This is a genomic window from Rhizobium sp. CFBP 13726, from assembly GCF_014841925.1.
Classification (GTDB): domain Bacteria; phylum Pseudomonadota; class Alphaproteobacteria; order Rhizobiales; family Rhizobiaceae; genus Neorhizobium; species Neorhizobium soli.
Genome location: NZ_JACYUU010000002.1, coordinates 76,085 through 96,219, shown reverse-complemented (window position 1 = coordinate 96,219; position 20,135 = coordinate 76,085). Strand labels below are relative to the sequence as shown.

The following is a 20,135-nucleotide window of genomic DNA, read 5'->3' as shown; positions in this document are numbered from 1 at the left end:
AACATAACTGACCGGTTCGCCGTCGGCGCGTTTGCGTTGCGTGAAGCGGGTCCGATTGACGGAGCTATCGATGTTTTCCTGGTTCGAACGGCGGGTTCACCCTTATCCCGAGGAGACCCCAGGCCTGCCGCCTGCCGGCCTGATCGCCTTCCTCTGGCACTATACCAAGCCGGTCTGGCCCTGGGTGCTGATCATGTCGGTCTGCACGATGTTCATCGCGCTCGGCGAAGTGATGCTGTTCCAGTTTCTGGGCAATATCGTCGACTGGCTGACGCATGCGGAGCGTTCGACCTTCCTTCAGAACGAGGGAATGACGCTGGTTGCCATGGCACTGATGGTGCTGGTCGGGCTGCCGCTCGTCGCCGGCCTCAATTCTCTCATCATGCACCAGATCCTGATGGGCAATTTTCCGATGATCGCCCGCTGGCAGATGCACCGGTTCCTGCTCAACCACTCGATGACCTTCTTTGCCAACGAGTTTGCGGGTCGCGTCTCGACCAAGGTCATGCAGACGTCGCTGGCGATCCGCGAAGTGGTGATGAAGGTGCTCGACGTCTTCGTCTATGTGGCAACCTACTTCATCTCGATGGTGGCGGTGGTTGCGGTCGCGGATATCCGTCTGGCGGTGCCGTTGGTGGTCTGGATCGCCTTCTATTCGGCCACTGTCGCCTACTACGTTCCCAAGCTCCGGAAGATTTCGGCGGCGCAGGCGGATGCGCGCTCGATGATGACCGGGCGTGTCGTCGACAGCTACACCAACATCGCGACGGTGAAGCTGTTTTCGCATTCCGGCCGTGAGGAAGACTACGCCAAGGATGCGATGGACGTGTTCCTGAAGACCGTGCATGGGCAGATGCGCAAGGTGACCGCGTTCCAGGTGCTGGTTTATTTCTACAACTGTGCAGCCCTGTTTGCCGTCGCGACGTTGTCGATCTGGTTCTGGCTGGACAGCGCGATCTCGATCGGCGCAATCGCCATCGCGATCGGCCTTGCGATGCGCATCAACGGCATGTCGCAGTGGATCATGTGGGAAGTCTCGGCGCTGTTTGAGAATATCGGCACGGTCTATGACGGCATGTCGATGATGACCAAGCCGCATGACGTCACCGATGTCGAGGATGCGTCGAAGCTTTCGGCGGCGAAAGGCCATATCGTCTACGACGACGTGCGCTTCCATTACGGCAAGGCAGCGGGCGTCATCGACGGGCTGACGCTGGATATCAAGGCCGGCGAGAAGGTTGGTCTGGTCGGGCGCTCCGGGGCTGGCAAGACGACTCTGATGAACCTGCTCCTGCGGTTCTACGATCTGGAAAGCGGGCGGATCACCATCGACGGGCAGGACATTGCCGGTGTGACGCAGGACAGTTTGCGGTCCTTGGTCGGCGTGGTGACACAGGACACATCGCTGCTGCATCGCTCGATCCGCGACAATATCGCCTATGGCCGGCCGGACGCGACCGATGCCGAGATCATCGAGGCGACCAAGCGGGCCAATGCCTGGGACTTCGTGGAAAGCCTTGTCGATCTTCAGGGGCGCAAGGGGCTCGACGCGCATGTGGGCGAACGGGGCGTCAAGCTTTCGGGTGGCCAGCGTCAGCGGATCGCGATCGCCCGCGTGTTCCTGAAAGATGCGCCGATCCTGGTGCTGGACGAGGCGACCTCTGCGCTGGATTCGGAAGTCGAAGCGGCAATCCAGGAAAACCTGTTTGCCCTGATGCAGGGCAAGACGGTCATTGCCATCGCGCATCGGCTGTCGACGCTCACGGAGATGGACCGGGTGATCGTGCTCGACCGGGGCGCCATCGTCGAGACCGGCACGCATCGCGAACTGGCGGATCAGGGCGGCATCTATGCGGACCTCTGGAACCGTCAGTCCGGCGGCTTCATCGGGCATGAGGACGAGGGCCAGGCTGCCGAGTAAACCGTTGACGGAAGAGGCTTGCGGTCACCGGGAAACCGGCGGCCGACAACGGTCGTCACGCGTCCGATGGGCGCTGGACGCTTCCGATCGGCGGGATGGCGCGACGGCAACGATTTATCACTTGTTGCGCATGTTCCGAGCCACCCCGGGATGGTCGCTCACGCTCTCGGCGGCTCCCTAGGGAACGACGCCGCGGTTACCGAAACATTCAACAATGTCAGGTATTTGCGACGACGCTAATATTTTTTTATGGCCGAGACGCAGTAAGTTTTTCTTTATCTAAAGCTGTCAAGTCTCGAGGGATTAAACTCCCTCTCATTTCGGCTCCGGTCCCAGATGTTCAGCAAGATAAAGATCAAGTTTCTTCTGCCCGCTCTCTTCGGCATCACCGTTCTGCTGGTGATCCTTCAGGGCGCACTCGCCATGCGCTCCGTCAACCAGCTCGATGCTCAGACGTCCAATATCAGCCGTCGCATGGAACGCTCGGTGATGACCTCCAATATGGACAGGATCCTGTCCGATATCCGGCGTCTTTATTTGATGGCGCTTTCGGCCAGCAATGCCGCTGACCAGAAGCAGTGGCTCGATCAGATCCGCGCCAAGACGCAAGAGCGTGCCGAGGCTTTCAAGACATTCGCCGACACGGCCAGCCTCGATGTGACCAAGGACAAGATCGAAAAGCTCGAGGCGATCGTTGCCGATTACGACAAGCTGGGAGCTCAGTTCGTCAGCCTGCTGGGGGCCTCGCGCGTCTATGAGGCCAAGGCCGTCATCGCGCAGATGGTGCCCAAAGGCGGCGAGGCCGGCGATGTGATGCTGGACATGATCAACGACAACCGGCTGCACAGCCTCGAATACGGCAAGGTCGCAGATAGCGCCGCACGGTTTGCAGCGATCTCGACGATAGTCGTCGTCGTCTTCGCAACACTTCTCGCGCTTGCTGCAGGGCTTTTGTCCTACTTCCGCGTTGCGCGCCCGATTGCCGACATTACCGGTTCGATGAACACGCTTGCCTCCGGTAATGCGCAGGTTGCGATCCCTTACGCGGGGCGGAAGGATGAAATCGGCGAGATGGCAGCAGCCGTCTCCGTGTTCCGCAACAACGCCCTGGAGCGCGAGCGCCTGGAGCGGGAAACCGAAGCCAACCGTTCGATGAGCGAGAGCGAGCGGATTGCTCGCGAGGAGCAGAAGGCGCATGAGGCGGCCGAGGTTTCGTTTGCCGTCGATAGTCTTGCCAACGGTCTGAACTCCCTCTCGCACGGCGATATGACCTTCCGCATCGGACAGCCGTTCGCCGGACAGCTCGATCAGCTGCGCGTCAACTTTAACGCCTCGATGGACAATCTGCAGACTGTCCTTCGGTCGGTCGGTGACAATGCCCGGATGATCGATGCCGGTGCCAACGAGATCCGCTCAGCCGCAGACGATCTGTCGAAGCGTACCGAGCAGCAGGCGGCATCGGTCGAAGAGACCGCTGCGGCGCTCGAGGAGGTAACGACGGCCGTCAAGGATTCGGCAGCCCGTGCCGGAGAAGCCGGCAAGCTCGTCGAGCACACCCGCGACGGTGCCGAAAAGTCCGGCGATATCGTTCGCCAGGCCGTCGTTGCGATGGAAGCGATCGAAAAGTCGTCCGGCGAGATCGGCAACATCATCGGCGTGATCGACGACATCGCTTTCCAGACCAATCTTCTGGCGCTGAACGCCGGTGTCGAGGCAGCCAGGGCCGGCGAGGCAGGCAAAGGCTTTGCGGTCGTTGCCCAGGAAGTCCGCGAACTTGCCCAGCGGTCCGCGAAAGCAGCGCGTGAGATCAAGGTTCTGATCGGTGCTTCGGGCGAAAAGGTGCGTGACGGCGTTGCGCTGGTCGGCCAGACAGGTGCTGCCTTGCAATCGATCGTGACCGAAGTGCAGCAGATCAACACCAACGTCGCCTCGATAGTCGTGTCTTCGCGTGAGCAGTCGACGGGTCTGTCGGAGATCAGCACCTCGGTCAATCATATGGACCAGGGCACCCAGCAGAACGCGGCGATGGTAGAGCAGACGACGGCTGCCAGCCACAGCCTTGCCGCGCAGGCTGCATCGCTGATCGAGCTTTTGGCACAGTTCAAGCTGGAAGAGGGACGTAGTGCCGTCCGCTCGGCCACGCCTGCATCGCGACCGGCACAGTCACCCGTGCGCGCAATGGGCAACCGGATTGCCTCGGCATTCGGCGGCGGCCAGACTGCGGCCAAGCAGGAATGGTCGGAGTTCTGATCCTCTGCCAAAATGATGAGTTCTGGAAACGGCTGCTTCGGCGGCCGTTTTCGTTTTGAAGCCCCCCTTATGAAAAGCGGGCGATTGCGGAATTATCCGGCGACAGCCGCATCCCAGCCTTTGCCCCTTTCGAAATCCGCCTATATCCTGCGGCATGATCATTCGCCTCTTCCGCGCCTTCGAAAATTATGTTCAGCCGTTTGCGCGCAAGGACGATCTGCGTCCGCCCGAAGACGTGTTCGCCTTTATCTGGTTCTACATCTCGCAGGCCAAGGCGCCGTTCTTCGGGATGCTCATTCTGGGTGGTCTGACGGCGGCGATCGAGGCGGCGCTGTTCTGGTTCGTAGGGCGGCTCGTGGATATCCTGTCGACGATCAAGCCGGGTGACGGCTGGACGGTGCTGCTCGACCAGCATGGCGGCGAGCTGTTGGGCATGCTGGTGCTGATCGGTGTCGTGCGCTTCCTGGTGACGATGTCGACCGCGCTGATCGACCAGCAGATCATTACGCCCGGGTTCTACAACCTGATGCGCTGGCAGTCCTACATGCATGTTGCGCGCCAATCGCTGTCGTTTTTCCAGAACGACTTTTCCGGCCGGATCGTCACCAAGGTCTGGTCGGGCGGGCAGGCGGCGGGCGATCTCGTGACCTCGCTGATGGAAAGCGTCTGGTTCGTCACGATCTATTCCGTCTCCATGCTGGTCCTGGTCGGCGGGCTCGACTTGCGGCTCGGCGTACTGGTCTGCGTCTGGGTGCTGGTGTTCGGATTTCTGGCCCGTTATTTCGTGCCGCGCATTCGGTACCACTCGCGCGAGACGGCGGAGGCTGCCTCCATGCTCAACGGCCGCATGGTCGACGCCTACAGCAATATCCAGACGCTGAAACTGTTCGGGCGCGACGAGGCCAATGACCGCTACATGCGGCAGGGATTTGAGACCTATCAGACCACGCTCATCCACTTTACCCGTTTCATCACCGGCGTCCGGGCGTCGATGGCGCTTCTGTCGGGCATCATGATCAGCAGCATGGCGGCGCTGTCGATCCATCTGTGGCTGTCCGGGCTGATCAGTTCCGGCGCGGTCGCCTTTACCTTGGCGCTGGTGCTGCGGCTCAATTTCCTGCTCGGCCGTCTGATGACCCAGTTCAACGGCATCATGCGCAATTTCGGCACCGTCCAGAATGCGGCCGAGCTGATCTCAAAGCCGATCGGGTTGGTGGATGTGCCCGGCGCGACGGAGCTGAAGGTGGAGCAGCCGGAGATTCGGTTTGAGAACATCCGGTTTCACTACGGCAAGGGCGAGGGCGTGATCGACAACCTGTCGCTCTCCATCCGGGCGGGAGAGAAGATCGGGATCGTTGGACGATCGGGGGCGGGCAAGTCGACGCTCGTCAACCTGCTGCTGCGCTTCTACGATCTGGAGGGCGGGCGCATCCTCATCGACGGGCAGGACATTGCGACGGTGAGCCAGGAGTCGCTGCGTGCCAATCTCGGCATGGTGACGCAGGACACGTCGCTGCTGCATCGCTCGCTTCGCGACAACATCCTGTTCGGGAGACCCGATGCGACCGACGCACAGCTTCTCGATGCGGCCAAGAAGGCCGAGGCAGACGGGTTTATTCAGACGCTGACCGACCAGCGCGGCCGCCGAGGGTTCGATGCGCATGTGGGCGAGCGCGGCGTGAAACTGTCGGGCGGACAGCGACAGCGGGTGGCGATTGCCCGGGTGATGCTGAAGGACGCGCCAATCCTGGTGCTGGACGAGGCAACATCGGCGCTCGATTCGGAAGTGGAAGCGGCGATCCAGTCCAATCTGGAGCGGCTGATGCAGGGCAAGACCGTGCTCGCGATCGCGCACCGGCTTTCGACGATCGCGACGCTCGACCGGCTGATCGTGATGGACAAGGGCGCCATCATCGAGCAGGGCACCCATAACGAGCTGATTGCGGCGGGCGGTCTCTACGCGGACCTCTGGTCGCGCCAGTCTGGCGGGTTTCTGGGGATCGAAGACGAAGGCGACGTGGTCAAGGTCCGGTGATTGCGATGTCGGCGATCAGCCCGGCGTGGTTGGAGCCGTAGGTGTTCGGCATGCGGGTGAGCGACTTTATCTTGAGCGGGGCACGCACATAGACGTGGTCGATCGCCAGACCCAGCATCCGCGCCCGGACTGGCCAGGTGGGCGGCTCGAAGGCTGCTGTCTTCAGACCCGTCGAGTTCAGAAACATCCGCATGTTGGGTGGCAGGCTTGAGGCGTTGAAATCGCCTGACAGAACCAGCGGGCCATCGGTGGCGGTGATGGCGAGCGCTGCATTCATGAGTTCCATCGTGTGGAAGTTGTCGAAATACGGCTTCGTCGTATGGATGCCGACGACATGGACCTTGCGCCCGGAAACCGTGACCTCGCCCATGATAAAGCGATTGTCGAAGATATTGCTCAGGCTTCGAACCGAAGCGTTTTCGATCGGGTTTTTTGAAAACATCATCTGGTCGCACTCTTCCATGAGCACGCCGCAACCGACGCGGTAGGGATAGACCGTGGCGATCTGCGTCAGATGTTCGTAAAGCGATTCGCCTTCCATGATGTTCACCACATCGGCGCCCGATGACAGGATGGCGCGGGTGATGCCCTCGGCATTTTCGTAGTTTTCGGAGAGGATGTTGAAGGACATCAGCCGGAAGGTCGGTGCGCTCTGATCGGCAGGCGTGACCTCCGCCGCAATTTCGCGCGCCATCCACAGAGGGTGCGCGGTCAAAAGCAGCGCGACCAGAAGCAGGGCATAGCTTGCGAGGTTGCGGTGGATAAGAAGCGCCAGTGCCATGCCGCCGACGCAGGCCGCGGCCGCATGAAATTGCAGGCTGTGCAGCGTTGCGAGGATCCAGTGAGGCCGCAGATAGCGTGTCAAGATCGCGAGAAGGACCAGCGACACGATGACGCAGATGGCGACCGATAACGTCTTTCTCATTCAGGATTTCCGAGCCGGCTGCCATGAAGCTTTCTGCCGCCTAGCATGCCGTTCCGCCACTGGCAACGCAACAGGCCCGGCCAGGGGCAAGGAAGGGCAGGCGATCTGGGGTTGTGGCCGCTTCGCCACGCCCGCGCGTCCCGGGGTGGGGCAGTTCGATCCAATGCGGCGCATATCCGGCAATACAGGGGGACGGTCCGCATCCTGGCCAGAATGTGGCGGGCAGGCACTTGCCAAGTTGGGACTTTATCTGCGATCAAGCACATGAGGCGCTATTTGCTGGGATTCCCAAGGCATGAGTGTGTCGGGGGAGCCGCGCGGAGGAGCGATGCGGATTTATCCGCTGGAGCGTGAGAGGATGACTGACCGTGAGCGAGCACGATACGCATAGTGCACGCGTGGAGCCCCATTCGGGTGAACCCACGCGGCGCGATTTCCTATATTTGACTACCGGCATGGCTGGCGCCGTGGGCGTCGCGGCTGTTGCCTGGCCGTTCATCGACCAGATGCGGCCTGATGCATCGACGCTTGCGCTCGCATCGATCGAAGTGAATGTCGCAGCTCTTGAGCCGGGTATGTCGCTCACCGTCAAATGGCGGGGCAAGCCGGTGTTCATCCGCAACCGGACGCCGAAGGAACTCGAAGAGGCCAACAAGGTCGAGCTTGCCGCGCTCAAGGATCCGGTGGCGCGCAATGCCAACTTGCCGGCCGATGCGGAAGCATCGGGCGTCGATCGTTCTGCCGGCGCCGGCAAGGAAAACTGGATCGTGATGATCGGCTCCTGCACCCATCTGGGTTGCGTGCCGCTCGGTCAGTCCGGGGACTTCGGCGGGTGGTTCTGTCCGTGTCATGGGTCCCACTACGATACGGCAGGCCGTATCCGTAAGGGACCTGCTCCGCAAAACCTGGCCATCCCGACGTTCGCATTTGCGTCGGATACCGTGATCCGGATCGGGTGAGGGGAGCATTCTCATGAGCGATCATTCGTCCTACCAGCCATCCACCGGCATTGAAAAATGGGTCGACCAGCGGCTGCCGCTGCCGCGTCTGATCCATGACAGTTTCATCTCGTTTCCGGTGCCGAGAAACCTCAACTACGCCTATACGTTCGGCGCCATGCTTGCGGTCATGCTGATCGTACAGATCCTGACCGGCGTCGTGCTGGCCATGCATTACACCGCATCGACGGTCGACGCGTTCGACTCGGTCGAGAAGATCATGCGCGACGTCAACCATGGTTGGCTGCTGCGCTACATGCACGCCAACGGCGCGTCGTTCTTCTTTATCGCCGTCTACCTGCATATCGGACGCGGTCTCTACTACGGCTCCTACAAAGCGCCACGCGAAATCCTCTGGATCCTCGGCGTCGTCATCTATCTCCTGATGATGGCGACCGGCTTCATGGGCTACGTTCTGCCCTGGGGACAGATGTCGTTCTGGGGTGCCACCGTCATCACCGGCTTCTTCTCGGCCTTCCCGCTGGTGGGTGAATGGATACAGCAGTTCCTGCTCGGCGGCTTTGCCGTCGACCAGCCGACGCTCAATCGCTTCTTCTCGCTGCATTACCTGCTGCCGTTCATGATTGCGGGCGTCGTCGTCCTGCATATCTGGGCACTGCATGTGACCGGCCAGACCAATCCGACCGGCGTCGAGATAAAGACGAAGACCGATACGGTGCCGTTTACGCCTTATGCGACGCTCAAGGATGCGCTCGGCGTTTCGGTGTTCCTGATCGTCTACGCCTGGTTCATCTTCTACATGCCGAACTATCTCGGCCATCCGGACAACTACATCCCGGCTGATGCCCTGAAGACCCCGGCACATATCGTGCCCGAATGGTACTACCTGCCATTCTACGCGATGCTGCGCGCGATCACCTTCAACTTCCTGTTTATCGATAGCAAGCTCGGCGGCGTCCTGGTGATGTTCGGTGCGATCATCATCCTGTTCTTCCTGCCATGGCTCGATACATCGAAGGTGCGTTCGGCCGTCTACCGGCCCTGGTACAAGACGTTCTTCTGGATCTTCGTCGCCAATGCGATCATGCTCGGTTGGCTGGGGTCACAGCCGGCGGAAGGCATTTTCGTCGTGCTGTCGCAGATCGGAACGCTCTACTACTTCGGCTTCTTCCTCGTGATCATGCCGCTGCTCGGCCTGTTCGAGACACCTCGCCGCATTCCGAATTCGATCACGGAAGCGGTGCTGGAGAAACAGGGCAGATCAGCCAATGCCGGCGTTGCGGCCGGTCAGGCAAATGCCTGAGCGCAGGCGGGAGGAGACTTACATGAAGAAAATAACACTCGGCCTCGCTTCGCTCACCCTGGCACTCGGCCTCACTATGACGTCCTTGAGTGCGCAGGAAAAGCATGACGTCGGCGCCGGTACAGCCGGCGGCGGCGGCGGTGACCATGCGGAGGGCGGCACGCCGCATTATCCGCTGCGTCATCCGGAACCTGTGGACTGGACCTTTGCCGGTCCCTTCGGCCACTACGACAAGGGCCAGCTGCAGCGCGGCCTCAAGGTCTATACGGAAGTCTGTTCCGCCTGCCATTCGATGCGGCTCGTGTCGTTCCGCACGCTTGAGGATCTCGGCTATTCGGACGGTCAGGTGAAGGCGCTTGCGGCCAATTACGAGGTGCAGGACGGTCCGAACGACGACGGCGAGATGTTTACCCGCAAGGCGGTACCATCGGACCACTTTCCGTCGCCCTATCCGAACGCCCAGGCGGCGGCGGCGGCCAACAACGGTGCTGCACCGCCGGATATGTCGTTGCTTGCCAAGGCGCGCGGCATCACCCGCGGCTTCCCGCAGTTCGTGTTCGACATCTTTACCCAGTACCAGGAAGGCGGCCCGGACTATATCCACGCGCTGCTGACCGGCTACCAGGATCCGCCTCCGGGCGTGGAAGTCGCACCGGGGACGCACTACAATCCGTACTTTGCCAATGCCTCAGCGCTCGCCATGGCCCCGCCGATCAGCAATGATCAGGTGAGCTATGACGACGGTACGCCGCAGACGGTGGATCAGTATTCGAAGGACGTCGCCGCGTTCCTGATGTTTACTGCCGAGCCGCATCTGGAAGAGCGCAAGCGCACCGGTTTCATGGTGATGATCTTCCTGGTGATCTTTACCGGGCTGATCTATCTGACCAAGAAATCGGTCTATGCCCGCAAGCCGCACTGAGCTTCAAAGTTTTGACCAAAAAGGCGGCTTCGGCCGCCTTTTTTCATGTCTTGCGATTAGCCGATCAGAGGTCCGGGCAGCCCCGTCCTTCGGCAGAGGTCAAAAATAGGTAACGGTGACGATCACCGTGTCGGTGTAGTTGCCGGCGGCAGCCGGTTGCGGAGCGACGCGGCCAAAGACAGGTATCGACTGCACGGCGCCGGCCCCCGTGCCGGAGACCAGTGCGCTACCTGTCGCACCCCAGGGTCGAGAATGGGCCTGATCGGCGTAAAGGCCGTAAGCGATCGTGTTGGTACCGGAGCGCATCAACCGTTGTTCCGGGTTGGTGGCCGCAGCCAGGCCGCCATCCATGGCGATGCTGTAGGTTGAGTTCGGCGTGCAGGTGACGTCGACCCCACCGCTCGCAGTCACTTCGGAATCGATCAGGCCGTGAAGACCGAAATCAAGGTTTGAAACGGCGATCAGGCAGTTTGCCGCAACTGTTGCCTGAACGGTAAAACTTGCCTGCGCCAGTGTCGCCGACGTCGGTGCCGTGCAGTCGAGGGTACTTCCCTCTTCGTAGTAGAACCGCACCTCGCCGGTGCTGAACGAGGAGAGGTAGGTGCCGGTGCCAGCGCTCGTCTGGCCGGCAGACAGCCCGCCGTAAAGCGTCACGGCGCCATTGGCCTCGCCATCAGATGCGGCGATGCGGATCGTCCGTGGCTGGCCGAGTGTCGTATCGTCATACGAACCCCAGCGGGTCGCGCGGCTGGCGTCGGCGTAAAGCTGGTAGCCGAGCTCGTTCGTGCCCGATCGCATGGTGCGGGTTCCGCCGGATGTGCCACCGCTGCCGCTGCCGAGATTGCCGCAGAGCGTGACCGCTGTTGCGTTGGCGCTGACGCCGCTGCAACTGATCGAAACCTGCGCCGTCGTATCGGCGGACACGCCCGAGAGCGTATCGACATTGCCGAAGTTGGCGGAATCGATGTCGACGGTACAGCTTGCGGCCGCGGCGTCGCCGGCGCCGGCTCCATAGAGGAGCAGGCCGATCCCGGCCTGGAGAAGAAGCGTTCTGAGGCGCTTAAGGCTGGCATATCGCATCGGTAATACTCACCTGTTTGCCCCGCTGGGGCTTGTATTGGAAGGTTGCCACGCAGGTGGTCTCATCCGGCAGCGTCAGGGTGAGGCGGTTGCTGGCTTTCAGATTTTCCACGAGCGTCTGGCCGTCATAGCCGACGACGAAAGGTTCCGATCCGGTCTTCGTCGTGCCGCTGGCGCCGACTGCGATGGGTTTTCCGTCCGGTCCGGAGAAGGTCACCAGTGCGGCGTTCGCATCGACGTCGACCTCGAAGTTGACGACGATCCCCGATCGGTCGGCCGGCACCACGACGGTGCGGGTGGTGTTGACGACGGCGTCGAGCGGCAGATCCTCGGGGTCGATCGCAATGTGGTTTTCCTGATAGGAGCGCAGGTTCGGAAGGAGCAGCTTGCCGCCGCTGTTTGTGCGGCCGGCTGGTCTGTTCTCATGCTGGACCTCGACGCCGGGCGCGCCTGCATCGACGATGGCGAACGCGTCGTTGATGCGGTTGGACGCGAAGACGCCGCCTCCGGCCGCGACCAGAGCTCCATCAACGGTCACACTGGCCCTTGTCTTGCTGCCGCGTTGGTCGACGCGCGCCGCCACTTTTGCCGCCGAAGCGCGGTAGCTGACGGCTGCCGAGTTGATCGCGTTTTCCGACTGCGTCCGGCCAACGCTCCAGCCGTAGTCGCCGATCTGCTGACCCAGCGTGCGGCTGACCGTCTGCGTCACGCTGGTTTCGTCTGACTGCGATGCTACCGATGTGGTGGCCGAGATCCGCTTGCCGATCGGGACGAAGAGGCTCGCATAGATTCCGACAGTGCCGTCGGTCAGGCTCTTGATCGCGGACACGGAAAACGTGCTGTCATTGAACACCGGGCGGCTGTAGGAAAGGCCGAGGATACGCTGCCGGTCACCTTCTGCGGTCTCGGCATTGGTGAAGCTGAAGTTCAGGTTCGATCGGTCGAAAGGCATTGGGACCGACAGGGATACCTGGTCGAGCGCCTTGGGCGGCGCCGCTGATCCGAGCAAGATCCCGTCGGTGGAGCTGCGCTTGTCGGCTGTGACCGAGGCAATGTCCTGAAAACTGCCGAAGCTGCGCTGCATGCGGGCTCTGAGGTGAAAGCCTCGCATCTGTCTCTCCCAGGTCATGCCAACCTGCTCGCCTATTGCACCATCGTGATAGCTGCCAGCGCCAGAGAGCGAGATGACGCCACTCCAAGGCGCGGCGAACACGGCGCCGACGCCGCCATGGACGAGATCCGCGCCGCCCTCGGCATGGCCTTCCATCGTCAGCCAGTTGGTCGCGCCGGTGCGCAGGGTCAGCGATCCGTAAGGGCGGGAATCGTAGTCGTTCGAGTCGATCCCGTAGCCGTGTCGCGCAAAGCCCAGCTCGGCGGAGAAATCGTAAAGCCCGCGGGCGAGCATCTGACTGGACGCGATGAAGCTGCTTTCGGTCGACACCTGCTGCCCTTGAGCGTCGGTGACGACAACCCGGGCATTGCCGCTTCCGTCGACGAAGGGCAGGTTGGTGATGTCGAACGGACCTGCGCCGACCGAACTGGAAAAGCGCTTGGCATCATTGAGATAGACATCGACGGTGGAAGGCACGGCAGCGCTTGCCGACAGTTCCGGCACGGGAAAGGTGACCAGGTCGGATCGCAGCGAGAAGCTGCGTTGCACCTGCAGGCCTCCCAGACGGGTCGGGCGCGTCCAGTTCAGGCCGCCGGTGATGACGTCACCGGCGCTGTAGGTGACCATCGAGTCCTGATCCGAATAGCGCCAGGTCGTGTCCAGGCGCGTCGAGCCGTAGTAGGTATCGTCAGAGGTGCTGGCGATAAATGTATTGCTGAGGACGCCCAGCGGGCTGAAATACACGGCTTCGAAAGCGCCGCTCACGCCGGTGAAGCCGAACCGCGAATCCTTTTCGGAATTGTCGGAAGACGCGACGATATTGTAGTTGAGGAGTGCACCGGACGAGGATTGCGCCTTCAGTCTCGGTCTCTTCGGCGCGCCGCCGCGCGGCGCCTTGGCGTCGATGATTTTTGGCGCGCGTTCGCCGTTCGATGCGGTAAAATCGATCGTTTGCTGCAGATCGTCGTAGACGAAAGTGACTGATGGTAGCTGATCGATGGTTACGCGGCCATCTTCGCCGATTGCCGTCTTGGCGGGCTTGATGCCGATATTGCGCAGCTGCTCGATCTCGATCGAGAGGGATCCGTCCGGTGCCTGCCGGAAGGCGGCAACGAGATCGGTCTTTACGCCGTTGATCGATACGTACAGATAGAGGTCGCTCGGCCCGCCCGTATCGGTGGCCGCAGGGACGTCAAAAGGATCGGCGTCGGCCGCCAGATCGGCATCCGGAGACGTATCCCCGGATGCCGCATGACCTGCGGTCGGCAGGACGAGGACGGCGAGGCACAAGCGCGCCAGGAGCAGGGCTGTCTGACGCGCCATGCGACCGACCCCCTAGTCGGTAAACCGAACGGGGATCGAATGCCGGATCATGACGCTGACCTGACCGGGGGTCTTTCGCCCGGCCTCGGGCAGCTGATCGATCAGAAGCCGGTAGGACTCTGTTCCGACAATCGGCTTCTTGCTGACACGGACAACTCTGATCGAGTTCTCAGTACCAGGCTTCAGCGTGGTGACCGGGGGGCTGGCAACCACGTCCGTGGTGGGATCCAGGCGATCCTTGCCATTGACCTTCGTCCAGCGAAAAACCCGCACCTGCACCTTGACCGGCCGCAACCCGTCTTCCCACACCCGAACCGTTCCCGTGGGGGAAGAGGCTTTCAGATCCAAAGTGATCGGAGAAACCCTCAAAGCAGCTGCTCCGGCACCGCCGGCTATCAGGCATGCGAATAGGCTCGCTGCCATGAAGCGCATGGAGATCATCTTGTCATCCTTATTTTCAGGTTAGCGACACGCCGCGCCGCCGGAGCTTGCCGCAAGCTTCGTGCTTAGTAGTTGATCGTTGCGATCAAGACGTCGGCGTAGGTATCAGCTTGGACGCTCTGGTTCGCTGCAAGCACTGCCGTGAACGGAATGACGTCTGCTGCGCCAGTCGCGGTGCCGTCAAGCGTGTTCGTACCGAGGGTGGCGCCCCAGATCGGGCCGGTCGCCAAGCCCTGGTGAACCGTATAGGTCGCCAGACCACCGTTGGCTACGCCTGTCATAAAGCGGGTTTCAACGGTTGCCAGGGCGCCATTGCCGACACCGAGCTGTATCTGATAGGGCGCATTCGCCGTGCATTGCACGGTCATGTTTCCGGGGACCTCGACGGCTACATCCATCAGGGCCTGATTGCCGAAGGCTACCGGATCAGTGGCCAGCGTGCATTCGGCAGCCACGGTCATGGAGACATCCATGTTGGCATCCAGTGTCTGGGCAAATGCGGCGCTGGACGTCAGGGAAAGGGCTGTAGCGGCGAAAATCGTCGCGAGTATTGTCTTCGTCATGAAGGACCTCAATGGGCGCGATCATTCGCGCTTTGATAGAAATTGGCAATGTTGCCAACCCTAGACTGCGGCCCAATTTGTTAACGAAACATTAATGCCGTTTCTTTCACAAGTAACTAATTTACTCTAAATCAAATAAAGTGATGATGAATCGGAAAATCGATCTTCCGCATTCAAACGAGCCAGCGCGTAATGCGAGGGCCGGGCGACAGTTTACTTATTCGTGATTTCTAATGGATGGCGGAATGTCGAGAGTGCAGGTATCGATTGCGGTGAATACTCAGATCGGTTTTGGTTGAAGAGACGGCGGACGAGAATGCTTCGCTGGGGGGCACTGTTGCGTCGGCGGGTAGTGCGCGGTTTGATCTGGACAATGTCGACCGCAGCTGCCTATTGCTTTCCTTTAGCAACGAACAACAAACAAGGCTCCCGCCCCAATGTCCTCCCGTGACGACACACTCGCCGCCTCCATCCGTGCCATCCGTGATTACCCGAAACCAGGTATCATCTTTCGCGACATCACGACGCTGCTTGGCGATGCCAAGGCGTTCCGTCAGGCGGTGGACGACCTGGTGAAACCTTATGCCGACATGTCCATCGCCCAAGTGGCCGGTATCGAGGCGCGTGGCTTTATTCTCGGTGGCGCACTGGCGCACCAGCTCTCGGCAGGGTTCGTGCCGATCCGCAAGAAGGGCAAGCTGCCGCACGAGACCGTGCGCGTGGCCTACAGCCTCGAATACGGCGTCGACGAGATGGAAATGCATGTGGATGCGATCAAGCCCGGCGAGAAAGTCATCCTGACGGACGACCTGATCGCGACCGGCGGCACGGCCGAAGGTGCGGTGAAGCTGCTGCGCCAGATGGGTGCGGAGATCGTATCGGCCTGTTTCGTCATCGACCTGCCGGAACTCGGCGGCCGCAAGAAGCTGGAAGCCCTCGGCGTCGAAGTGCGTACGCTGATCGAGTTCGAAGGGCACTGAAGAAAATTCCCAAATGCCGCCGGTTTTGAGGATTGCGACCGGCGGCGGAGGCGATATCCTTCACCCGTTCCGGACTTGACCGGAGCCTCGGGGAGACGGCCATGGATATCGCAAGCCTGACTGCCTTTGCCGCCGCGTTTCTGGTTTTCGCGGCAAGTCCCGGACCCGACAATGTGACGATCATGGCCCGTACGGTGTCGCACGGTGCGGCCGCCGGTATCGCCTACGGAGCCGGAACGGTCACCGGCATCCTGATCTTTCTGTTCCTCGCCGTGTTCGGCCTGTCGCTGGTGGCGGAGGAGCTGGGCATGGCAATGACGGTGCTGCGCTATGCCGGGGCTGCCTATCTGGTCTGGATGGGCGTGCGGTTGTGGTTTGCCGAGCCGGTTCCGGCCGATCATGCCGTGGTAACGGGCCGGTCGGGGCTGGTGGCGACATTTGCGACCGGTGTCCTTCTCAATCTCGGCAATCCGAAAATGCCGCTCTTTTACATAGCGCTCCTGCCCAACGTCGTTGGACCCAATCTCACGATGGAGCAGGCCGGCGTTTTGGCGCTTGTCATCGTCGCCGTCGAGGTTCTGGTGATCGGCGGCCACGTGGTTCTTGCCGGGCGGGCGAGGGCAGCACTGAAGCGCCCAGCGGTTCTGCGGCGCGTCAACCGGGGCTGCGGAGCGGTGATGGTGGGGGCGGGCGTTGCTGCTGTTGCCGTGCGATAGTGGTGTCAGGTGAATTCGAGAACGGTGCCTTCGTAGCGCATCACCGTCTCGCCGTGTTGGTTGACGCCGTCATTTTCCGTCAGGTTGATGAAGGTGCCGGGGCGGCTTCCGAGCGGGCGCGATTCGATCAGGGTCACGGAATAGGTGATGCTGTCGCCGGCATAGACGGGTTTCAGCCACTGCAGCGACTTGAAGCCGGCGGAAGGGCCGAGTTTCGGGGCGGCGAGGCCGGCGGCTTCGAGGCGTACGACTTCCGCTGTCCAATAGGCCATGAACGTCTTCATCCAGCCCGCGCATGTGTGCCAGCCGGAGGCGCAGAGCCCGCCGAAGACGTAGTGTTTTGCGGCTTCCGCATCCACATGGAAGGGTTGCGGATCGAATTTCCGGGCGAACCGGATGATGTCTTCAGGGGTGAAGAGCAGCGTGCCGGTTTCGATCCGCGTGCCGGGGGGAGAGAGTTCGATCAGCCTCATGCCGTGACCTCGGCCGCGTTTCGGAGCCGGATCATGATCGGGTTTTCACCGCGCATGACGATCTGGCCTCGCTGATTGGTGACTTCGTGCAGGAAGTTGACGAGGCCGATGCCCGGGCGGGAGCGGAGCAGGCGGGTCGAGGCCACGGTGGAGCGGCCGGACAGCGTGTCGCCAGCGAGGACCGGCTTTTTCCATTCCATCAGTTCGATGCCGGGCGAGCCTTCGGACGCTGCGCGCGACAGCCAGCCGTCATACATCATCCGCATGAACATCGACGATGTATGCCAGCCGGACGCCGAGAGACCGCCGAGAATGCTGGCACGTCCGGCGGCTTCATCGAGATGCATGGGCTGAGGGTCGAATTCGGTGGCGAACTCGACGATTTCCTCGGCCGTGACAAGCTTATCCGCAAGCGGGAAGGCGCGATCCGGGGTGAAGTCCTCGAAGTGATATTCGATTTCCATCATCTCGTTCGCGCCTCCGCGGGTTCCCGATCAGGTGTTGAAGCGGAAGTGGATCACGTCGCCGTCGTTTACGACATATTCCTTGCCTTCGTCGCGGCCCTTGCCGGCTTCCTTGGCGCCGACTTCGCCCTTGAAGGCGACGTAGTCATCAAAGCCGATCGTGAAGGCGCGGATGAAGCCGCGTTCGAAATCCGTGTGGATGACGCCGGCAGCAGCCGGGGCCTTGGTGCCGCGGACGATGGTCCAGGCGCGGGTTTCCTTGGGGCCGACCGTGAAATAGGTGATCAGGTGAAGGAGATTGTAACCGGCGCGGATCAGGCGGTCGAGGCCTGCTTCTTCAAGGCCGAGGGCCGAGAGGAATTCCTTGGCTTCGTCTTCCGGCAGCTGCGCGACTTCGGACTCGATGGCGGCCGAGATGATGACGCATTCGGCACCCTGTTCCTTGGCCATCGCGGCCACGGCCTTGGTGTGCTCGTTGCCATCGACGGCATCGCTTTCGGCGACGTTGCAGACGTAGAGGACGGGATGCGAGGTCAGGAGGTTTAGAGCCTTCAAGATCTCGATGTCGTCGGCTGCCAGCGTCTTCAGAAGAATGCGGGCAGGCTTTCCGTCGTTGAGAAGCTTGATGACGGCTTCCATGACCGGCAGCTGGGCGACGGATTCCTTGTCGTTGGTCTTGGCGCGCTTGCGGGTCTGCTCGACGCGGCGTTCCAGGCTTTCGAGGTCGGCAAGCATCAGCTCGGTCTCGATCGTCTCGGCATCGCCGACCGGATTGATACGGCCTTCGACATGGGTAATGTCGTCGTCTTCGAAGCAGCGCAGCACGTGCACGACAGCATCGACTTCGCGGATATTGGCGAGGAACTTGTTGCCGAGACCTTCACCCTTCGAGGCGCCGCGCACGAGGCCGGCGATATCGACGAAGGAGATACGGGTTGGAATGATTTCCTTGGAGCCGGCGATGGTGGCCAGCTGCTGCATGCGCGGATCCGGAACCGCGACCTCGCCGGTGTTCGGCTCGATCGTGCAGAACGGATAGTTGGCAGCCTGCGCCGCTGCAGTCTTGGTGAGAGCGTTAAAGAGCGTGGACTTGCCGACATTCGGCAGGCCGACGATACCGCATTTGAAACCCATGGGACGGACCCCGTCTGACTAGAATTGTTCGTTGCCGTGGCTATGGGGGAAACAGGCCGGGCGGTCAAGGGTTGGCGGCTTGGGGGAGGCGGCGGGGACGCTGGTAACGACGCAAAACAGAATTGGGAAACGAGACGTCGGCTTGCGATGCAAACACAAATCAGACCCACCGGTCCCAATCGGGCAAATCACCGCAGTTGCTTGAATTTCCGACCCGTCGGTGCGATATAGCCAGCATACAATCATTGCTGTTTGAGCATGGCGAACGTCATCAGGAGATGCGGATGGCCGGAGACACCACCCTCACGCCGAAGACGACGACAAAGCCCAAGCTGGAGCGGCCGAAGCTCTACAAGGTTATGCTCGTCAACGACGATTATACGCCACGCGAATTCGTGACCATGGTTCTGAAAGCCGTGTTCCGGATGAGCGAGGATACCGGCCGCCGGGTGATGATGACCGCCCACCAGATGGGTGTGGCGGTCGTGGTTGTCTGCACCAAGGATATTGCAGAGACCAAGTCCACCGAGGCGATCGATCTCGCCAAGGAAGCCGGTTTTCCGCTGATGTTCACGACCGAGCCTGAAGAATAGCCGGTCGTCGGCTCAGGAAGCGGTGACGCCGAGAGCTTCGGCCGAGATCCAGAACACTGCGTCCTGCGATTCCTCGGTTTCCAGCCAGACGAAGTCGAGACCCGGAAATTCCTCCTCGAGGATTTCACGGCCGGAGCCGATCTCGCAGATCATGCCGCCTTCGGGATTGAGGTGGTTTGCGGCGTCTGCCAGCAATGTCCGCACCAGATCGAGACCATCAACACCGCCATCGAACGCCATCGAAGGCTCGGCACGGAATTCCGCCGGGAAACCATCCATCGCGTCGTGATCGACATAGGGCGGGTTGGTGATGATCAGGTCGTATTTCCGGCCTGCGAGCGGCTGGAACAGATCGCCCTGATGCAGGCTCACCTGCTGTTCGACCTCGTGTTCCCTAAGATTCAGCTTTGCCACTTCCAGCGCGTCGGCCGACAGATCGACCGCATCGACGGCGGCGTTGGGGAAGAATTTGGCGGCCAGCACCGCGAGGCAGCCGGAGCCCGTGCAGATGTCCACAGCAGTCTCGACCATCATCTGGTCGGGCAGGAAGGACGATCCGTTCGGACCGAGATATTCGCGAAACAGGATCTCGCCGATATGCGAGCGTGGCACGATGACCCGCTCGTCAACCAGAAACCGGACGCCCTGGATATAGGCGCGGCCGGTGAGATATGCGGAGGGTTTGCGGGTCGTGACGCGGGCCTCGATACGCTCTGCGAGAAGCCTGCGCTCGGCCGGCAGGAGGCGGGCGTCGAGGAAGGGATCGAGCGCGTCGATCGGCAGGTCGAGCGTATCGAGCAGCAGAAAGGCCGCGTCGTCGCCGGCAGTCGTGGTGCCGTGGCCAAAGGAAAGATTGGCGGCGTTGAAGCGCGAGATTGCATAGCGCCAGTAATCGCGCAGCGTGACGAGTTCGGTCGTGAGAGCGGTCATATCTGGTGTCAT

Annotated in this window: 18 protein-coding genes; 9 read left to right on the top strand and 9 right to left on the bottom strand. The window is 61.3% G+C overall.

The annotated features are described in order from the left end of the window. The first annotated feature begins 70 nt into the window (after positions 1-70). The 3 genes from IFT66_RS07500 to IFT66_RS07490 all read left to right on the top strand — a co-directional run bounded on the left by IFT66_RS07500 (position 71) and on the right by IFT66_RS07490 (position 6,206). Positions 71-1,921 carry an ABC transporter ATP-binding protein gene (locus IFT66_RS07500; RefSeq protein WP_062455728.1) on the top strand — a complete coding sequence of 617 codons (1,851 nt, stop codon included), beginning with the start codon at positions 71-73 and terminating at the stop codon, positions 1,919-1,921. A gap of 336 nt (positions 1,922-2,257) precedes the next feature. Further along, positions 2,258-4,171 (top strand): HAMP domain-containing methyl-accepting chemotaxis protein, encoded by a 1,914-nt coding sequence (locus IFT66_RS07495; protein ID WP_113167700.1) that lies wholly within the window; start codon positions 2,258-2,260, stop codon positions 4,169-4,171. Between the two features lie 154 nt (positions 4,172-4,325). Next, complete coding sequence (locus IFT66_RS07490; RefSeq protein WP_192077212.1) at positions 4,326-6,206, top strand: ABC transporter ATP-binding protein; 1,881 nt, start codon at positions 4,326-4,328, stop codon at positions 6,204-6,206. On the opposite strand, the gene IFT66_RS07485 is transcribed toward IFT66_RS07490, so the two are convergent. Further along, positions 6,193-7,131 carry an endonuclease/exonuclease/phosphatase family protein gene (locus IFT66_RS07485; RefSeq protein WP_192077211.1) on the bottom strand — a complete coding sequence of 313 codons (939 nt, stop codon included), beginning with the start codon at positions 7,129-7,131 and terminating at the stop codon, positions 6,193-6,195. The genes IFT66_RS07490 and IFT66_RS07485 overlap by 14 nt on opposite strands. A gap of 368 nt (positions 7,132-7,499) precedes the next feature. Between IFT66_RS07485 and petA the strand changes: the two genes are divergently transcribed. From petA to IFT66_RS07470, 3 genes are read left to right on the top strand one after another with little or no spacing between them, the layout of a single operon-like run. Further along, positions 7,500-8,090, top strand: coding sequence for a ubiquinol-cytochrome c reductase iron-sulfur subunit (gene petA / locus IFT66_RS07480; RefSeq protein ID WP_062582935.1), 591 nt, complete (start codon positions 7,500-7,502; stop codon positions 8,088-8,090). A gap of 13 nt (positions 8,091-8,103) precedes the next feature. After that, on the top strand, positions 8,104-9,393 hold the full coding sequence (locus IFT66_RS07475; protein ID WP_192077210.1) for a cytochrome b: 1,290 nt from the start codon (positions 8,104-8,106) through the stop codon (positions 9,391-9,393). 22 nt (positions 9,394-9,415) lie between these two features. After that, positions 9,416-10,315, top strand: coding sequence for a cytochrome c1 (locus IFT66_RS07470; protein WP_174196424.1), 900 nt, complete (start codon positions 9,416-9,418; stop codon positions 10,313-10,315). A 99-nt stretch (positions 10,316-10,414) separates the two neighbouring features. On the opposite strand, the gene IFT66_RS07465 is transcribed toward IFT66_RS07470, so the two are convergent. The 4 genes from IFT66_RS07465 to IFT66_RS07450 all read right to left on the bottom strand — a co-directional run bounded on the left by IFT66_RS07465 (position 10,415) and on the right by IFT66_RS07450 (position 14,833). Continuing rightward, positions 10,415-11,395: a Csu type fimbrial protein gene (locus tag IFT66_RS07465; RefSeq protein ID WP_192077209.1), complete on the bottom strand. Its 981-nt coding sequence runs from the start codon at positions 11,393-11,395 to the stop codon at positions 10,415-10,417. Beyond that, positions 11,376-13,829, bottom strand: coding sequence for a fimbria/pilus outer membrane usher protein (locus tag IFT66_RS07460; protein ID WP_192077208.1), 2,454 nt, complete (start codon positions 13,827-13,829; stop codon positions 11,376-11,378). The genes IFT66_RS07465 and IFT66_RS07460 overlap by 20 nt, the downstream gene beginning before the upstream one ends. A 12-nt stretch (positions 13,830-13,841) precedes the next feature. Next, positions 13,842-14,270 (bottom strand): fimbrial biogenesis chaperone, encoded by a 429-nt coding sequence (locus IFT66_RS07455; protein ID WP_062455754.1) that lies wholly within the window; start codon positions 14,268-14,270, stop codon positions 13,842-13,844. 65 nt (positions 14,271-14,335) lie between these two features. Further along, on the bottom strand, positions 14,336-14,833 hold the full coding sequence (locus IFT66_RS07450; protein WP_192077207.1) for a Csu type fimbrial protein: 498 nt from the start codon (positions 14,831-14,833) through the stop codon (positions 14,336-14,338). Between the two features lie 437 nt (positions 14,834-15,270). Between IFT66_RS07450 and IFT66_RS07445 the strand changes: the two genes are divergently transcribed. Together IFT66_RS07445 and IFT66_RS07440 are read left to right on the top strand one after the other, a co-directional pair. Beyond that, complete coding sequence (locus IFT66_RS07445) at positions 15,271-15,813, top strand: adenine phosphoribosyltransferase (RefSeq protein ID WP_192077206.1); 543 nt, start codon at positions 15,271-15,273, stop codon at positions 15,811-15,813. Positions 15,814-15,914: 101 nt separating this feature from the next. Further along, positions 15,915-16,529, top strand: a complete 615-nt coding sequence (locus IFT66_RS07440) for a LysE family translocator (RefSeq protein ID WP_062455763.1) — start codon at positions 15,915-15,917, stop codon at positions 16,527-16,529. A gap of 5 nt (positions 16,530-16,534) precedes the next feature. On the opposite strand, the gene IFT66_RS07435 is transcribed toward IFT66_RS07440, so the two are convergent. From IFT66_RS07435 to ychF, 3 genes are read right to left on the bottom strand one after another with little or no spacing between them, the layout of a single operon-like run. Then, on the bottom strand, positions 16,535-17,002 hold the full coding sequence (locus IFT66_RS07435; protein ID WP_062455766.1) for a MaoC family dehydratase: 468 nt from the start codon (positions 17,000-17,002) through the stop codon (positions 16,535-16,537). After that, positions 16,999-17,469 carry a MaoC family dehydratase gene (locus tag IFT66_RS07430; protein ID WP_192077205.1) on the bottom strand — a complete coding sequence of 157 codons (471 nt, stop codon included), beginning with the start codon at positions 17,467-17,469 and terminating at the stop codon, positions 16,999-17,001. Before IFT66_RS07430 ends, IFT66_RS07435 begins: the two co-directional genes overlap by 4 nt. A 27-nt stretch (positions 17,470-17,496) precedes the next feature. Continuing rightward, positions 17,497-18,600, bottom strand: coding sequence for a redox-regulated ATPase YchF (gene ychF / locus IFT66_RS07425; protein WP_113110733.1), 1,104 nt, complete (start codon positions 18,598-18,600; stop codon positions 17,497-17,499). Between the two features lie 284 nt (positions 18,601-18,884). Between ychF and clpS the strand changes: the two genes are divergently transcribed. Further along, positions 18,885-19,193, top strand: coding sequence for an ATP-dependent Clp protease adapter ClpS (gene clpS, locus IFT66_RS07420; protein WP_192077204.1), 309 nt, complete (start codon positions 18,885-18,887; stop codon positions 19,191-19,193). 12 nt (positions 19,194-19,205) lie between these two features. Here clpS and prmB read toward each other — a convergent pair whose 3' ends face one another. Continuing rightward, positions 19,206-20,135 (bottom strand): 50S ribosomal protein L3 N(5)-glutamine methyltransferase, encoded by a 930-nt coding sequence (prmB, locus tag IFT66_RS07415; protein WP_192077203.1) that lies wholly within the window; start codon positions 20,133-20,135, stop codon positions 19,206-19,208.

Excerpts from the sequence above, each read along its gene's own strand:
- IFT66_RS07450 (WP_192077207.1), bottom strand. The coding sequence starts at position 14,833 with ATGACGAAGACAATACTCGCGACGATTTTCGCCGCTACAGCCCTTTCC.
- IFT66_RS07445 (WP_192077206.1), top strand. The coding sequence starts at position 15,271 with ATGTCCTCCCGTGACGACACACTCGCCGCCTCCATCCGTGCCATCCGT.
- IFT66_RS07470 (WP_174196424.1), top strand. The coding sequence starts at position 9,416 with ATGAAGAAAATAACACTCGGCCTCGCTTCGCTCACCCTGGCACTCGGC.
- IFT66_RS07435 (WP_062455766.1), bottom strand. The coding sequence starts at position 17,002 with ATGAGGCTGATCGAACTCTCTCCCCCCGGCACGCGGATCGAAACCGGC.
- IFT66_RS07465 (WP_192077209.1), bottom strand. The coding sequence starts at position 11,395 with ATGCGATATGCCAGCCTTAAGCGCCTCAGAACGCTTCTTCTCCAGGCC.
- IFT66_RS07500 (WP_062455728.1), top strand. The coding sequence starts at position 71 with ATGTTTTCCTGGTTCGAACGGCGGGTTCACCCTTATCCCGAGGAGACC.
- prmB (WP_192077203.1), bottom strand. The coding sequence starts at position 20,135 with ATGACACCAGATATGACCGCTCTCACGACCGAACTCGTCACGCTGCGC.
- IFT66_RS07430 (WP_192077205.1), bottom strand. The coding sequence starts at position 17,469 with ATGATGGAAATCGAATATCACTTCGAGGACTTCACCCCGGATCGCGCC.
- clpS (WP_192077204.1), top strand. The coding sequence starts at position 18,885 with ATGGCCGGAGACACCACCCTCACGCCGAAGACGACGACAAAGCCCAAG.
- ychF (WP_113110733.1), bottom strand. The coding sequence starts at position 18,600 with ATGGGTTTCAAATGCGGTATCGTCGGCCTGCCGAATGTCGGCAAGTCC.
- IFT66_RS07475 (WP_192077210.1), top strand. The coding sequence starts at position 8,104 with ATGAGCGATCATTCGTCCTACCAGCCATCCACCGGCATTGAAAAATGG.
- IFT66_RS07490 (WP_192077212.1), top strand. The coding sequence starts at position 4,326 with ATGATCATTCGCCTCTTCCGCGCCTTCGAAAATTATGTTCAGCCGTTT.
- IFT66_RS07485 (WP_192077211.1), bottom strand. The coding sequence starts at position 7,131 with ATGAGAAAGACGTTATCGGTCGCCATCTGCGTCATCGTGTCGCTGGTC.
- IFT66_RS07440 (WP_062455763.1), top strand. The coding sequence starts at position 15,915 with ATGGATATCGCAAGCCTGACTGCCTTTGCCGCCGCGTTTCTGGTTTTC.
- IFT66_RS07455 (WP_062455754.1), bottom strand. The coding sequence starts at position 14,270 with ATGATCTCCATGCGCTTCATGGCAGCGAGCCTATTCGCATGCCTGATA.
- IFT66_RS07495 (WP_113167700.1), top strand. The coding sequence starts at position 2,258 with ATGTTCAGCAAGATAAAGATCAAGTTTCTTCTGCCCGCTCTCTTCGGC.
- IFT66_RS07460 (WP_192077208.1), bottom strand. The coding sequence starts at position 13,829 with ATGGCGCGTCAGACAGCCCTGCTCCTGGCGCGCTTGTGCCTCGCCGTC.